This is a genomic window from uncultured Aquimarina sp. (assembly GCF_947492965.1).
GTDB lineage: Bacteria > Bacteroidota > Bacteroidia > Flavobacteriales > Flavobacteriaceae > Aquimarina.
Genome location: NZ_CANLOZ010000018.1, coordinates 22075 through 37558 on the forward strand (window position 1 = coordinate 22075; position 15484 = coordinate 37558).

10 protein-coding genes are annotated in these 15484 nt (G+C 30.9%); 3 read left to right on the plus strand and 7 right to left on the minus strand.

Features of this window, described 5'->3' with window-relative positions; all coding sequences use genetic code 11:
* Positions 1-27: 27 nt before the first annotated feature.
* On the minus strand, positions 28-471 hold the full coding sequence (locus Q1B37_RS23620) for a type I restriction enzyme HsdR N-terminal domain-containing protein (RefSeq protein WP_299602280.1): 444 nt from the start codon (positions 469-471) through the stop codon (positions 28-30).
* 26 nt (positions 472-497) lie between these two features.
* Between Q1B37_RS23620 and holA the strand changes: the two genes are divergently transcribed.
* Positions 498-1502 (plus strand): DNA polymerase III subunit delta, encoded by a 1005-nt coding sequence (gene holA, locus Q1B37_RS23625; protein ID WP_299602278.1) that lies wholly within the window; start codon positions 498-500, stop codon positions 1500-1502.
* Positions 1503-1516: 14 nt separating this feature from the next.
* Here holA and Q1B37_RS23630 read toward each other — a convergent pair whose 3' ends face one another.
* Together Q1B37_RS23630 and Q1B37_RS23635 are read right to left on the minus strand one after the other, a co-directional pair.
* The gene (locus Q1B37_RS23630) at positions 1517-2500 is read right to left on the minus strand and encodes a lipid A deacylase LpxR family protein (RefSeq protein ID WP_299903182.1); all 984 of its coding nucleotides are present in this window, start codon (positions 2498-2500) and stop codon (positions 1517-1519) included.
* An 80-nt stretch (positions 2501-2580) separates the two neighbouring features.
* The gene (locus Q1B37_RS23635) at positions 2581-3036 is read right to left on the minus strand and encodes an Lrp/AsnC family transcriptional regulator (protein ID WP_299602273.1); all 456 of its coding nucleotides are present in this window, start codon (positions 3034-3036) and stop codon (positions 2581-2583) included.
* Positions 3037-3231: 195 nt separating this feature from the next.
* Here Q1B37_RS23635 and Q1B37_RS23640 point away from each other — a divergent pair, with 195 nt between their 5' ends.
* Complete coding sequence (locus Q1B37_RS23640) at positions 3232-4506, plus strand: cystathionine gamma-synthase family protein (RefSeq protein WP_299903184.1); 1275 nt, start codon at positions 3232-3234, stop codon at positions 4504-4506.
* 75 nt (positions 4507-4581) lie between these two features.
* On the opposite strand, the gene Q1B37_RS23645 is transcribed toward Q1B37_RS23640, so the two are convergent.
* The 4 genes from Q1B37_RS23645 to Q1B37_RS23660 all read right to left on the minus strand — a co-directional run bounded on the left by Q1B37_RS23645 (position 4582) and on the right by Q1B37_RS23660 (position 13118).
* Positions 4582-5685: a DUF418 domain-containing protein gene (locus Q1B37_RS23645; RefSeq protein WP_299903185.1), complete on the minus strand. Its 1104-nt coding sequence runs from the start codon at positions 5683-5685 to the stop codon at positions 4582-4584.
* Between the two features lie 236 nt (positions 5686-5921).
* On the minus strand, positions 5922-7139 hold the full coding sequence (locus tag Q1B37_RS23650) for a glycosyl hydrolase family 18 protein (RefSeq protein WP_299903187.1): 1218 nt from the start codon (positions 7137-7139) through the stop codon (positions 5922-5924).
* Positions 7140-7840: 701 nt separating this feature from the next.
* Positions 7841-9937, minus strand: a complete 2097-nt coding sequence (locus Q1B37_RS23655; RefSeq protein ID WP_299903189.1) for an Ig-like domain-containing protein — start codon at positions 9935-9937, stop codon at positions 7841-7843.
* A 169-nt stretch (positions 9938-10106) separates the two neighbouring features.
* Positions 10107-13118 (minus strand): T9SS type A sorting domain-containing protein, encoded by a 3012-nt coding sequence (locus Q1B37_RS23660; protein WP_299903191.1) that lies wholly within the window; start codon positions 13116-13118, stop codon positions 10107-10109.
* A 572-nt stretch (positions 13119-13690) separates the two neighbouring features.
* Here Q1B37_RS23660 and Q1B37_RS23665 point away from each other — a divergent pair.
* Positions 13691-15355 carry a tetratricopeptide repeat protein gene (locus Q1B37_RS23665; protein WP_299903194.1) on the plus strand — a complete coding sequence of 555 codons (1665 nt, stop codon included), beginning with the start codon at positions 13691-13693 and terminating at the stop codon, positions 15353-15355.
* Positions 15356-15484 lie beyond the last annotated feature (129 nt).

The window sequence follows — 15484 nt, forward strand, 5'->3', positions numbered from 1 at the left end:
AAATTAAAAAGAAATAATACTAAATAACTATTTATAATCAGGAATATCCTTTAAGAAACTATACCGTTTTTCTGCATAATCCAACTGACAATAATAATGATTCATCCCATTAGTGATCATAAGATATTCTGCATTAAGCGCCAGGTTGTAACGAGCGATTTGATCAAAAACTTGTTGTGTGATTTTTACAGTAGGGGATTTACATTCTATGATTAAATAAATACTACCATCTGGATTAAAAATGATAATATCATAACGCTTATTTAAATCATTTACCTTAATTAGTTTCTCCACATTAATTAAGCTTTCCGGGTATTTTTTGTTTTCTATTAGATACTGAATAGTATGCTGTCGAACCCATTCTTCTGGATTAAGGATGATGAATTTTTTGCGAATTCTGTCGAAAATAGAAATTTTATTTTCGCTACTTTTGAATCGAAATTGATATGCTGGAAAATTAAGCTTTTGCATACCACAAATTTGATGATTTTTTCTGAATGGATGAAGTAAAACAGATCGTAAGCGATATAAAAAATGGAAACATTAAACCTATCTATTTTCTAATGGGAGAGGAACCCTATTATATAGATAAGATTTCTGAGTATATCGATAAAAATGTTTTAGCCGAAGAAGAGAAAGGATTTAATCAAATGGTTTTATATGGCCGCGATGTTACCATTGATGATATTGTTTCTAATGCAAAACGATATCCTATGATGGCAGAACGACAGGTAGTTATTGTAAAGGAAGCTCAAGATCTATCGAGAACAATAGAAAAATTAGCAGACTATGCTGAGAATCCTCAGATGACAACGGTTTTAGTCGTTTGTTATAAGTATAAGAAGATAGATAAGCGAAAGAAGTTATATAAAATTGTTGCTAAAAATGGTGTGATTTACGAAAGCAAGAAATTGTACGAAAATCAGGTTGCAGATTGGATTAGAAGAGTGTTAGCGGGATCTAAATATACCATAGATCCCAAAGCATCGCAAATGTTAGTAGAGTTTTTAGGGACTGATCTCAACAAGATCAATAATGAATTAGAGAAGTTAAAATTAATTATACCTAAAGGTCAACCCATTACGGCGGATCAAATAGAGGAGAATATTGGGATTAGTAAGGAGTTCAATAATTTCGAACTCCGAAAGGCTATAGGAACCCGAGATATTGTTAAAGCACATAGAATTATCAATTATTTTGCTCAGAATCCAAAGGATAATCCACTGGTAGTTACTATTTCGTTACTGTATAGTTTTTTCTCTCAGGTGCTACAATATCATGGTTTAGCAGATAAATCACAGCGTAGTGTAGCCAGTGCATTAAAAATAAACCCTTACTTTGTTAGTGACTATTCTGATGCTAGTAGAAATTATCCAATGAAAAAAGTGAGTCAGATTATAGCACTTCTTAGAGAAGCTGATGTAAAGAGTAAAGGAGTAGGGGCAGCAAGTCTTCCTCCCGGAGATATTCTAAAAGAACTTTTGGTAAAAATTATGGGATAGTTTCTTCTATGCTCTTAAAATCTGTATGCTACGTTAAATGTTCCATATCCATGATTTTCAGTATCATTTAATACTCCTGTTGACCATAAGTAGATGAAGTTGATTGAGAATCTATTCAAAGAATAAAACAAGCCACTACTAAGATGCCATGAAATATTGTTAAGCTCATCCACTCCATATGCTTTGTCGTCGAATATATTTCCTTGTATGGTTGCATTATAAGCTACAAAACGAGTTTCTACATTAAATTTGAAAAATAGTTCGGAATTTTTCTTCGGTAGTAATATAGAATTATGAAAACCGCTAGACTCTGTAATACTTCTGTATTTACCGATTCTAAAACCTGCGGTAGGTGCAGCCCTTATGTATAAACTCCCTAGATGTGCTGTTCCTCCTGCATAAATATGAAACCATTTGGCAGAAGGATTGAAATCATATAGTAAAGAACTTTTAAAATTTAATATAAATTGATTTTCTAATTGAAATTGCCAACCATCATAGATAGGATCTCCAGTGATATTTTCATGAAACCAATCCTGTATTGCTCCTACCTGCGATGAAGGTCCAATGATACCTGTTAAAATTTCTGATTTCACGAAAGATCTTTCAAAAGTATAAGTGGCACCAAGGGTTGCATATAATAATCCTGCAAATGGACGATCAAAATCATCTCGATCTTCAATTTCAGGTGTTAAAGCAAATTCGCGAACTCCAGAAGGTGTGTAACCTTCTATTTTTAAGCCTATTGAATAGAAAACGTTTTTTTTGGTTTTAAATAATTTTTGTAAGCCTAAGAATTTTTCCTTTTTGAAAGCGTACTCTAATCCAATTCCATAAGAATAATATCTGTCAGAATCTCTGAAAACTGCAAAGATATCATTGTCAATAACGACTTTTGTTTCGGAATGAAAAGTCTTTTTTTGAGGTTCTGTATCATCTTGAGCAGATAAAATATTAATAAAAGTAAAAAGTAAAAGAAAAGGAACTTTTGAATTCATTGTAATAAAAGGTGTGTCTATCAAACAAAGGTATAAATCATTCTATTTTTGAGTTTGTATTTTAACGTTTATATAATAGTTTAAGGAATTGGGAGAAAAGAAAAGTCTTTTACCTCTGTCATTACGAAGGAGCTTTGTACCTTAGAAATATTCTCTAAAGATGCTAATTTATTAGAAAGGAAGTGTTGGTAACTTTCCATATCCTTTGCATAGATTTTAATAAGGTAGTCAAACATTCCAGCAACATGATAACACTCTACAACTTCTGGAAATTGCTGAATATCCTTCTCAAACTTTTTAAGATAATCTGTTTGATGAAGGTTTAAGGTAACATTACAGAATACCATAAGTTGTAATCCTGCCTTTTTTCTATCTAGTATCGCTTTATACGATTTTATATAACCTTCTTTTTCTAGTTTTTTTACTCGTTCGAATATTGGGGTAGTAGTAAGGTTTAGTCGCTCTGCAATCTCCTTAATGGTAATTTTACCATTTTTCTGCAATAAGTTAAGGATTGATCGATCTATTTTATCCATATTTTTTTTCTAATAGTAGATACTTTTTAAGTTAAAAATAGAATATTATTCTTTAAAAAATCGTGTTTTTTATTTTAAATTCTAAATGTTAATCTATTTATGGATTTTATTTCTTTGTTTGGTAGTTTTATACTGCTAAGAAGTAGGAATATTTCTTTTTAATAGATGTATCAATAATAGAAAAGGTATCTACAGATGAACGAACATGATTTTAGTCCAGAAAGCTTAATGATGACATATGGTTATAAACCTGAATTATCTGAAGGAGCAATTAAATGTCCAATTTTTCAAACATCAACTTTTGTTTTTAAAACAGCAGAAGAGGGAAAAGCTTTTTTCGAATTAGCTTATGGTTTAAGAGAAAAATCTGAAAAAGAAGAATTAGGTTTAATTTATAGTCGAATTAACAATCCAAACTTAGAAATATTAGAAAATAGATTATGTCTTTGGGATAAAGCAGACGACTGTGCTGTTTTCGAAAGCGGGATGTCTGCGATAAGCACTGTTTTGTTAGAGTTCTTAAAACCTGGTGATCTATTAGTATATAGCAATCCAGTATATGGAGGAACAGATCATTTTATACATCATTTCTTAGATAAAATAGGAGTGCATACGATTGGTGTTATGCCCAATCAGAGTATTGAAGAAGTAGAAAAGATGATCGATGCATCTGGTAAGGCTGATAGGTTGGCGATGATTTATTTAGAAACACCTGCCAATCCTACAAATGATATTGTAGATATTAGTAAGTTTAGTCAAATTGCTTCTAAATATAGTTCAGAAGATAAAAAAGCATTAGTAGCTGTAGATAATACCTATATGGGACCGTTATGGCAGCATCCTTTGCAATGTGGTGCAGATTTCGTATTGTATTCAGCAACTAAATATATTGGAGGACATAGTGATTTAATTGCAGGTGCGGTGTTAGGAAATGCTGAATTAATGGTTCGCGTAAAAACATTAAGAACGTTTTTAGGGAATATGGTCAGTCCTCATACCGCTTGGTTGATGTTACGAAGTTTAGAAACCTTAAAAGTACGAATGGATCAACAGACAAAGAATGCACAAGTTGTAGCAAATTACCTAAACATGCATCCCAAAGTTGAGAAAGTGTATTATTTAGGTTTGTTAGAAGAAGGAACCGAGGCACATGGTATTTATAAGAAACAATGTTCTGCTCCTGGTGCTATGGTATCTTTTGATATCGTAGGTGGAGAAAAAGAGGCTTTTATGTTTCTTAACAATCTCAAGTTAATGAAACTTGCAGTAAGTTTAGGTAGTACAGAGAGTTTGGCAGAGCATCCTAAAACGATGACACATGCAGGAGTGGATGAGCAACAAAGGCAACAAATGAATATTACAGATCAGTTGGTACGATTATCTATTGGTGTAGAGAGCGCAGATGACTTGATTTGGGATCTAGAACAAGCACTGGAAAAGGTTTCAGCCACTAGTGCCGTAATGGTTTAAACGTTAATCAATTTTTTAAGAAAAATAATCTTTACGAAATATTGACCCGGCTACATGCGTAGCTGGGTTTAATATTTACGAAGCTTTTCTTATTGGAAATACTTTCTTGTACGTAAGACATCTCCAAATCCATTCTAAAGGACCAAAACTAAAATAACTTAACCATACTTTACTAAGTATCAGCTGAAAGATAAAAACAATAAATGCTGTTCCTAATGCAACAGATGGGCTTAGAGTTTCGTAAAGTTTAAAACCAACAGAGCTAAATAAGATAAGACCTACTAAACTTTGTGTAACATAGTTGGTTAATGCCATTCTTCCTGCATATTTTAAAGGAGATAAAATCTTCTTTAATTTAGAATAGTACCAAAGCCATCCAATTCCCCAAAGGTAAAATAAGCCCATACACACATCAGAAAGTACCATTAGTTTTATGAATATTGGTCTGAAATATTCATTATTGTAAACCTCATATTCTGGAAGTATAAAAAGAAAAACTAATCTGTAAATGTTAGAAATTATGGTAATTAATAACATTGGTGTTTTAATCTTAATTATAAAAACATCTAAATTTTCATTGATTTTGTTTTTTCCGATGTATAAACCAAGAAGAAACATTGATATCGCTACAGGTGCTAAAAAACCAAAAAGCATAGGAATATTGTAAAGATATTCCAGCAATCGTAATTTCATTCCTTCAAAATAAGTACCATTCTTTATGATTTGATTTACTGTAGTCCCAGTATATTCCATTAAGTAGGTCTCAGGTCTGAAGTTTATAAAATCAAACAAAAAAACTAAAAGTTGATCATAAAAAGGAAATAATAGAAAGATAGTAGAAAGAGTGAGGACTAGTTTGTTTGATTTTTTTATTAATAATGTAATAAATAGTCCTAATATAGCATATAGGTTGAGTACATCTCCGGACCATAATAAAATTATATGTAAAACACCTATAATTAATAAAAAGAGCATTCTTCTTCTAAAAAAAGAAAATGACAACATATTTTTGTCTAACATTTTAATGGCCTGCATCGAAATCCCCAGACCAAACAATAAAGAGAAAATCGGGAAAAACTTTGTGTAAAAGAATAGCTGTAAAATTTTTTCGGAAATTTGATCTATAATAGAAGTCCATTGTTTAGCGAATTCGTCTTGATTTAGAAAAGTGGAATTCATGATAACTATGTTTACAACAAAAATTCCAAGAATTGCAAAACCTCTGTAAACATCTAAGATTTCGATTCTTTTTTTTGTTTGTACAGGTGCCTTAGAGAACTTGTTTATAGATACTTTAGTTTTAATGGTAGGTAAGATTTATTAACTACAAAAATGAAGATACTTTTCTGTTTCACAAAATGAAATAGCTATCAAATATTTTTCAAAAAATGCCGTATGCGTTTGTAGATGTTCAGTTATTTTGAAAATTTTTCTGCTATCAAATCCCACAATTCATCGTATCCTTCATCATATCCCAAAGCCCAAATACCAATACCAGAAATCTTTTTTTCTTTAACCCAATCATATTTTATAGATAAAGATTTCACATCTTCAAAAAAAAGCTGTCTGTATTCCTCGTTATTAAAATCTTTCATAACCATATAACTAGAAGAGCTTTTGGGATCAAATTGGACAGGAATCTTTAATGAATCTATATAGGTGCTTTTAATAGTGTGATAGCGCGGATGCGATTTAAATGTATTTACGGTGCTTCCTATTTTTGGTTTTTTCGTATACCATTCTGCACCATAATAGGGTAATCCTACAATGAGTTTGTCAAAACGTACACCTTTGTTATAATAATAATCAATAGAAGATTGTAATCCTTTTCCAAATTTTTTGGTTTTTGCAAATGGTGTAACAGGACCGGTAATTTTGCTAAAACTACCAAAGTAATCGTATCCCATTAAAGTATAAAAATCAACATATGTATCTATAGCATTAATATCAAAAATATCATTCCAATCTTTTGCATAAAGACATAAAGAAACCTGGTAGTTTGGATTTACTTCTTTCAAATGTTTAGAAATATTGATAATAAATTGAGAGAATTGCTTTCTGTTTTTTCTAGAAACACCTTCAAAATCAATATTTATTCCATTTGCAGATCGCTGATTTAATAGAATAGCTAAACTATCTCCTAATACTTTTTGAGCTTTTTTGTTTTCTAAGAAAATACGATTGTTTTTAGCTCCAAAGTTCGAAACAGATAAAAAAACTTTACATCCTTTTGTTTTTGCACTATCTATAAGAGCAGTAGTTTTCCACTGATGAATGTTTTTATAACTTCCTGTTTTAGGTTGTATTTCATAAGAAAAATAGGAAACACCCCATAACAATGAAAAATTATAATTTTTATACATTGATCCGTTTGGATAGATATGCCATCCAAAGGTTCGTACACCTGGAAGCAGTGTACTATTTGGATGATTTTTCTTTTTAATTGAGATATTGTGTAGACTATCCCACTGCTTTTCGGTTTTGAAATTATGTTTCGTGAATTCAGTGTTTAATAAATTACGATGACTTATGTAGTTGGGGTTTTCTGTATCAGTTTTAACTTCTTCCGATGTATTTTGATTACATCCGATTAATTGTAATATTAAAAGTAATAGAAGAAATAACTGCTTCATTTTTTAGATCTTAGTTTTAGTAGTTCACTTTGGTTGATATGATTGTTACTTTAAAGATAGTATTAAAGTTTAGATAATAAATCTTGTTTTTTAAAATTATTAAATAGTTTTAAATAATTGATTATCAGTATTTTATTTTGAAAAGGGGGATTGTCACTATGAATTTCGGGTGTTTTCCCCCATTGTGCTGTGTGTTTTCCTGAAGTATATTTGTACCAGAAATATAAATAAAAAGATATTCACCATTTACACAGATAATATTATGAACTTATTAGGCATTAACTTTCGTTTTATTTTAGATTTTTTACAAGAACTTCCTAAAGCTAGTAGTCACGCTATTCATAGATAATAAGAGACAAATTATAAGTAAAGACGAAATTCAAGTGTTTTCACGTATTTCGCAAGATCATTAGAGCAGTTAGTTTTACACCGTATTAAAATCCAAATTCTATTAAACAACTTTACACAAGATATTATGAAACCATTTCGTATTAATTTTAAGTTTTTAAAAAAATTTTTAAGAGAACTTCCTAAGGCTTGTAGCCATGCTATACATAGATAAACCTGTGTATTTAGAAAAGGAAGAAACAATTTATTAGAATTTTGGGGGAAATTCTAATAGTTAGTTATAATAGTGGGGACAAAAAAACCGAATGTTTTTACATTCGGTTTTTTTAATATTAAATTTTAATCTTTTGAAATTAGCGAATAATAAACCTACTACTAGTTTTATCGGATTTAAGAATATATACTCCGCTAGGTAAATTAGAAATATCTAAGCTAATAGCTTGATTATCTGGATTTAGATTCATGATTTGTTTTCCCGTAATATCATATAGTCGTAAATACCAATTTCCTTTTTGAAATATGTTTACATAAGTACCTTTAACAGGATTAGGAGATATTATTAAAGTAGCTTTATTATTGTTTTCGTTACCAAATCCAGATTCTTTTAATGATTCTGGTAATACTTGGATTATGGTAACTTTTTTAGTTCTTAGTCCTTCATTATCTATAGCAACTACTCTTACTCGATAGTTTCCGGTAGCTAGATTTTGTAGTTTTTCATTTCCTCCCCATCCGTAGGGAGCTTCTGTATCAATACGGATTAATTCTCCATTTAGATATAGTCTGACCTCTCTAATTTCTCCATCTTGGTCATTAGCATCTGCTCTAACTACAAGATTGTCTCCCTCAAAATAAGTATTCGTATCTGTTGGTTGCAATATCGTAAGTTCTGGAGCGATATTTTGTTCTTCAGTTTTTACAAAATTTATCTTATATATGGCATATTTATGAATACTATAGTTACCGTTATTGGAGGTAATTTCGCCAAGAGATTTTTCCTCAGAAGAATTTAGGGCCTCTTCTAAAAGAAGATCTTGTTTAGGAGCTATTTCTATAACATTCGTAATTGTTCCTTGTAACGTTTTTTCTAATGCTGATTTACTTATTTTATAATTAGTATTCTTCTTGTTAAAGATCATCAGGGTTCCTTTTTTATTAGTGTTGTTATAAAACACTCCACCTTCTACATCTTCAAATGTACCTTCGTATTCTCCAGTTCCTTGATATTTTTTAATGTTTCCAAAATTTGCAGGAATAAAGCGATTAGCATTTTTTATTGGGTCTCTGAAAAATTTAAAAAAGTCGTAATTAACTAAAGTCCCAAAATTATGGTCATCGGGTAATAACTCTCCACGTTTACCTGTATAGGTTAACATTTGCACCATAGAATGCCAACTACTCATGGTAATCTGATTTTCTTTGAACATTTTGAACATGAAATTTGCGGTAAAAAGTCCACCTAAATAAGATTCTCTTAATCTATACTGCCTAATAATACCAGAAAAACCACCTACATGATATTCTGTTATCCAAATCTTTGCATTCGGAAAATCAGTTTTGTATTTAGAAATAGCTTCAGTAAATTTTTTATCTGCATGTGAAATAGAGTGCGTATATGCTTCTTCAAAAGGTATAAATTCATTGGTTGATGTTATTCCTTTCATTCCTACTGTTGAATATAAGTGAACTACTATGGCATCATAGAATCTATCTTGTTTAATTGCATCATACCATAATTCTTGTCTATTACCAGTATCAGGAGGGCCGTCTAAAAAGGATTCTTTGGTATATGGACTACTTGGTACTAAAACACCAACCTTTGCTTCTGGAAAAATTTCTTTTATGACCTCAGTTACATTCTTTGCTCTTCGTATATAAGTATTTATATTAGGAATAGGCGCTTTGTATTGATTGTAATATAATTCATTTCCTATTTCAAAAAAATCAATATTACCACCAAGGTTTTTAATATTATTAAGCACGTTTTTGGTGTCATTTACAGACATGGTAGTTATATTTACTACGAAAGTGCTCGATCCATTGGTTGTGGATAAGAATTTAGCATATTGCCTGTAATCTTCTCCTGATTGTTTTTTTCCGGCTTTTTCGAATCCTTTATTAATACTATTGAACCTGTCTCTATCTTTGTCATCGTTTCCATTCCATAATTGGGCAAATCCAGTTTTTAAATTAATATAGTTGCTATTGGTTCCTCCAGGAAATCGCATTACAGGTTTTCCTAATTCTTCATACTTAGAGATAAAACCGCTATGACTAAGGTAATATGGACGTGAAGAGGTATTATTGTTTAAGCCATACACTCCTTTTTCAAGTTTTTGGCTGTTATTATAGTCAATATCAATTTGTATTGATTCTTGAGCTTGTATTAAGGAAGTAAATACCAATAATAGTTTAATTGATAGTACTTTATAATAGTTTATAGTTTTCATTTAGTTAATAGGTTTTAAAGTGTGATTTGTATCATTGGTGCTAGAATTGAACTTTTAATTTTTTATGATCAATTTGTGTTCAATATTCTTATAACTTTCTTAGAACTGAATCATTTGATATTGAAAACGGTTCTATATCTTTATTATAGAACCGTTTTTTTTAGTTACCTTAATTGATTATAAGTTTTTGACTAGTATTATCAGATTTTAAAATATAAATACCACTAGGCAAACTAGAAACATCTAAGCTAATAGCTTGATTATCTGGGTTTAAATTCATGATTTGCTTTCCGGTAATATCATACAATCTTAAATACCAATTTCCTTTTTGAAATATATTGACATAAGTACCTTTAGCAGGATTAGGAGATATCATTAAAGTAGCTTCTTTATTGTTTTCGTCACCAAATCCAGATTCTTTTAATGATTCTGGTAATACTTGGATTATCATAACTTTTTTAGTTTTTAATCCTTCATTATCAATGGCAACTACTCGCACTCGATAGTTTCCAGCAGTTAGATTTTGAAGTTTTTCATTTCCACCCCATCCGTAAGGCGCTTCTGTATCAATACGGATTAATTCTCCATTTAGATATAGTCTAACCTCTCTAATTTCTCCATCTGGGTCATTTGCTTCCGCACGTACAATAAGATTATCACCTTCAAAGTATGGTTCATCTTCATTAGGGCTAATCATGGTTAGCTCTGGAGCTCTATTATCTCTATAATCTTCAGCATTAAGTCCAATAATATTGATTCTAAAATCTATACCAAAAGTCTCACCCGTTCCTCTATCTGTTATAAATTCGGTGAGAGTAGTGTAAGTACCTAGATCATCTTCTTCTATACCATAAGTTTTTATATAATTTTCAAGAGTTTCTTTGTTTTTGAAATCATAGGTTCTATTTCTAATGGTTGGGAATCTCCTAGCATATGCATGTCCAAAAGGGTACGTTCCTAGTCGATCGGTGATCATTCCATTAACCACAGCAGTGTAATCACCTGTATTTGTATTAATTTTAGTATCCATATTACTACCTCTACTAAAAGTTACATCTACATTTGCATCCAATACAGAAGCGTTGTATACGTTTTCGTTACTTCGGTCTAGTTGTCTATAGATTCTATTTCTATCGAATCCGGGGATTTTTACATTTATAAAATTAAGTTTATGTTGAGGGTTGGAATCGGTTCCACGACCATCGGTAAATCCATCACCTCTCCAATTATGAAATGTTGTATTTACCAAACATAGATTATCCAAGTCACCACCTATAAGACCCGCACTGTCGCCATTATAATAATTTCCGTTACGAACCATATATCCAAAATTGGTGGTAATATACATGGCTCTACCTGTATTCCATGTAGTGTGGTTATCTATTATGGACAATCTGTGATGAAAAGCTTGAGCAGCTCTATCTTTGGATCTAAATCCACTACTACATCCATATGCTTCATTGTTATTGAATTCTAATAATGGTGCAGCTGCTGGATCTACATAATCTTGTAGAGGAAAAAGGTTTTCTGGATATACGTTGGTTCTTACTTTATCTCTAATGCTTAGCACTGTTCCTCCACCATCATAGGCATAAGCTTCTCTTGATGAAGCAGCTACGTTATTTACCATTCTTACTGCTCTACCTTGTAATCCATAGGCTTCACCAATTCTAAAATCATCATCTAATAAATCTGATACAATAGAGTTTAGAGCTGAAGGAGCATCTCGATCCATGTCGGCAAAGTAGTAGTTTCTTCCATCTGGTCTTGCAGTTGTAACTAGGTTGTTTTCCCAGATTCCAGTTTCAGAACCACTTTCTGCAACCATACCAGATCCATCGATAAAATAAACGACATTATTGGCAAAAGAAGCATGACTATCGTGATGTACCATACCCCAACCAGGAGAACCCCAAACAGCCAATCCATGCGCTTCTGCCATTCTGGTTTGAGAATCTTTCATTCTATGAAAATGCATTGCATATCTTCCTCTTTGATTCTCAATATTCTGAGGTAGGGCTTTTTCTTCAACAAAATTTCGTATTCTAACAAATGGCTTTCCATCTTCATCTAACTCACCTGTTTTTCTTAAGTCATATTTAAAATCATCAAGGATATTATGTTTATTACTTCTACCAAGATCTTTGAATGCTGCAAAATGAATTTTAACATTGGTAGTATTCATAAACATGGTATGACCACGACGGGTAATGTCATCATTTATATTGTTATTGTTATCGGTAAAATCTATGGATTTAAAAGTAATGTTTCGGGTTAAATTTGATAGGTGACAAAAAAGGTTTGCCTCTGGTATTCCTTGGTGCGAGTTTCTTGTTTGCGCATTAAAAGTTACCTCATTGGTCGCTTCATTGATGGCTTCTATTACGAATTCTTCATCCTGTGTTCTGATACCATCATTTCTAACTCTAAATATACCTTGAGTACCTGATAAAACCACATCGTCTCCTATATTCCAATTTATAGGAGTGTCTTCAAGAGTTGTTTTATTTCTTCTTCTCGCTGTAGGTCTGGTAGTTCGTAAAAATGGAGTTTTTTCCTTACCAAAAATATTCACTATTCCCATAGTCATCAACCCTAATGAAGCTTGTGTTGGGTCCCATTCATATCTACCTAAAACTCCAGGTCCATCAGTAAATAATCGATTTCCAAAATGATCGTTCATTCGTTTTCCATCAGAATAATGACTTCTAGCTTGCGCATTCCATCGACTTCCACCAATTTGACCATTTTTCTTTTTTTCAATATCGAATGCCTTAAAATGAATATCAATAGTACCATCTGCTGGTTGATCAGCTTTGATATCTAATTCTGACATCATACCACAAAAAAAGGTATCTACTATTAGTTTTCTTCTAGCACCTGCTGGAGCTCTAAAAATCATTTTACCATCGTTTCGTATGGCGAATATGTGAGCATTACTATTGACGTTATAGGTTACATACTTTCCTTGAGGTATAATTACAATAGAGGATAAACCAGGAACCGTTCCTGAATCCCAAGTGTTAGGATCGTCCCAATATCCAGAATTCATTACTTTATGAGTAGCAGTATTGGTTGGAATAATTGCACTCATATCCAACATTTGAGCTTTTCCAGAAAATGAGAAGCAGATAAGGGTCAGTAAAAGATGAATACATCTTTTTAGATTAATTTTTTTCATGGCATTTGTTTACGTTAGTATTAATATGTATACCTCTTAGGTATTTACAACTAGTAAAGAGCATCTTTAGGTGTTGTTTAACTAAAGAATTTTTGTTTTTAAAGGACTTGCAGTAATTTGCGAATTAATACTAGGGTAGGAAAGATTGTATTTTGCGCTAGAAAAATTTAATTAATAATTTATTAGTTTAAGGTTCATATAATTTGATGAAAAGACTTTTATAATTAATTCTGGATTTAATTATAGATCGTCGTTTTAGATTGCAAATTTAGCACTGGTGATTGTTGTTTTTTATACTATGTAGGTTGATTTGATGTAATCAAACTCATATTCTGAGGTTGATAAAATGTAAACATTGTAAACTTTTTAGATATTAAATGTTTGAAAATCAGTGTTTTGCTTTTTATTTTTTGTGTTAGTGTTACTTTTTAAAAAATAAAGTCAGTTATTTTTCTTTATTTAAAGGAGGGAAGTATCTAATTTATTTCAAGTCGTTCTTAAAATTAAATCAGTTAATTATTAAAACAACATTTGTACATAGGAAGAAGAATAGTTTTCAAAGAATATTGAAAGTGTTTTTCTTTTTATTTTTTATATCCAATTTTACGTTAGCTCAGAAAGAAAATAATCTTTCTAAAGCGAAAAGGATTGATAGCCTAATATCTTCATTAGACAAAAATTATAATGATCCTAAAAAGCTAAAGGAAGTTTTAGATATGAGTTCGGATATCGAATACTTTGTTGGAATGAGTAAAGCACATATGATATTAAGCTTTTATTATAGAAAGCATGATATCGTTGATAGTGCATTTTATCATGTGAATCGTTCTATAAAACTTTGTAAAGAGAATAATTTGGATAAAGAATTGCATAATTCTTATTTGTCTTTAGGAAGTATTTATGGGAAAATTAAGAACTATGAAAAGTCCCTAGAAGTAAATTTAAAGGCATATGATTTTTATAAAAAACAGGATTCCAATAAACATAAAACTATATTAAGGGCATTACAAATAAATATAGCATCTACCTATAGTTTGTTGGGGGATTATGAGCTGGCTCATCAATACTACATAAAAATCTTACAGGATCCAAATTTTGATTCTGCTACGATTCATTATAGTCAACTACATCAGAATATTGCTTTGAATCTCAAAAGGCAAGGAAAATTTGATGATGCAATAATATGGTTAGAAAAAGGGTTGGAATTAACTAAGAGCAATAATCATGAATTGATTAAAAATGATATCCTTAAAAGTATGTGTGATGTTTATTTGCTCCAAAATGAAAATATAAAAGCGGAAAAAATATACCATTTGATAAGTGAAGAGTATAATTGGGACAAAGATTTTTATTTGGGTATGATTTATTTAGGGTTGAATAAATTACAAGATGCCGAGATACTTTTTTTAAAATCCATAGAGAGAGAAAAAGATGATCGAAAGAATATGGATAGTTTTCATAAGCTTTCCGAAGTATATGCTAAACAAAACTCATGGAAAAAAGCAAAAGAAAGCAAGGATAAGTATTATGCGATTAAAGACAGTTTAACAATTTTAAATAATAAGGAAATAATCAAAAATAACGAAATAGGTTTTAAGCTAATTGAAGAAGAACTTTTGAATAAACAGCTGGATATAGAGAATAAGCTTTTGGTTACGAAAAATAAAAGACAGTTCAATATTATCATTGGAGTGACACTTTTATCCCTAATAGGAGTTTTGTGTTTTTTTCTATTAATAAAAAATATAAGAGTAAATAAAGAAATAACTAAACTCAAGAAAACAGAGAAGAAGTTATTGGAAGATAAGATCCAACTAAGAGAAAACGAATTGAATATGACTGTTGCAGCAATAACAAATCGCCAAAAAATGTTTGAAGAGTTAAAAACTGAAATGGATAAGTTCGATAAATCAACCTCCCAAATAAAAAACCTTAAGGACAAATTGAGAGGGTTAATGATGTCAGGTGATGATCTGTTTGCAATTCAAGATAGAGTAGAATCTAGATATCCTGGTCTCATCACCCAACTTAAAAAAGCATATCCTCAATTATCCAATACCGAAATTAGATATTGTGTTTTTACAAAACTTAATTTATCAATTAAAGAAACTGCTGGTATTTTAGGAGTTTCTGCAGATACTGTAAAAACTTCTCGAAGTAGAATTAAAAAGAAGATGGATATTCCTGAATCCTATACACTTGGGGCATATTTAGAGGAGTTTTTTAATGCTTCTTAAAAATTATAAATAAAAAAGTCAGACCTACAAAGTCTGACTTTTTTATTTATAATGTCTCGTCCTGAAATAAGTTGACGTAATTTAGACTTATTTATGACACATTCAGAAGAACCAAGGAAGAAGCGTACA

Coding starts and splice junctions, on each gene's coding strand:
- Q1B37_RS23630 (WP_299903182.1), bottom strand. CDS start 2,500: ATGAATTCAAAAGTTCCTTTTCTTTTACTTTTTACTTTTATTAATATT.
- Q1B37_RS23660 (WP_299903191.1), bottom strand. CDS start 13,118: ATGAAAAAAATTAATCTAAAAAGATGTATTCATCTTTTACTGACCCTT.
- Q1B37_RS23640 (WP_299903184.1), top strand. CDS start 3,232: ATGAACGAACATGATTTTAGTCCAGAAAGCTTAATGATGACATATGGT.
- Q1B37_RS23650 (WP_299903187.1), bottom strand. CDS start 7,139: ATGAAGCAGTTATTTCTTCTATTACTTTTAATATTACAATTAATCGGA.
- Q1B37_RS23620 (WP_299602280.1), bottom strand. CDS start 471: ATGCAAAAGCTTAATTTTCCAGCATATCAATTTCGATTCAAAAGTAGC.
- holA (WP_299602278.1), top strand. CDS start 498: ATGGATGAAGTAAAACAGATCGTAAGCGATATAAAAAATGGAAACATT.
- Q1B37_RS23645 (WP_299903185.1), bottom strand. CDS start 5,685: ATGAATTCCACTTTTCTAAATCAAGACGAATTCGCTAAACAATGGACT.
- Q1B37_RS23655 (WP_299903189.1), bottom strand. CDS start 9,937: ATGAAAACTATAAACTATTATAAAGTACTATCAATTAAACTATTATTG.
- Q1B37_RS23635 (WP_299602273.1), bottom strand. CDS start 3,036: ATGGATAAAATAGATCGATCAATCCTTAACTTATTGCAGAAAAATGGT.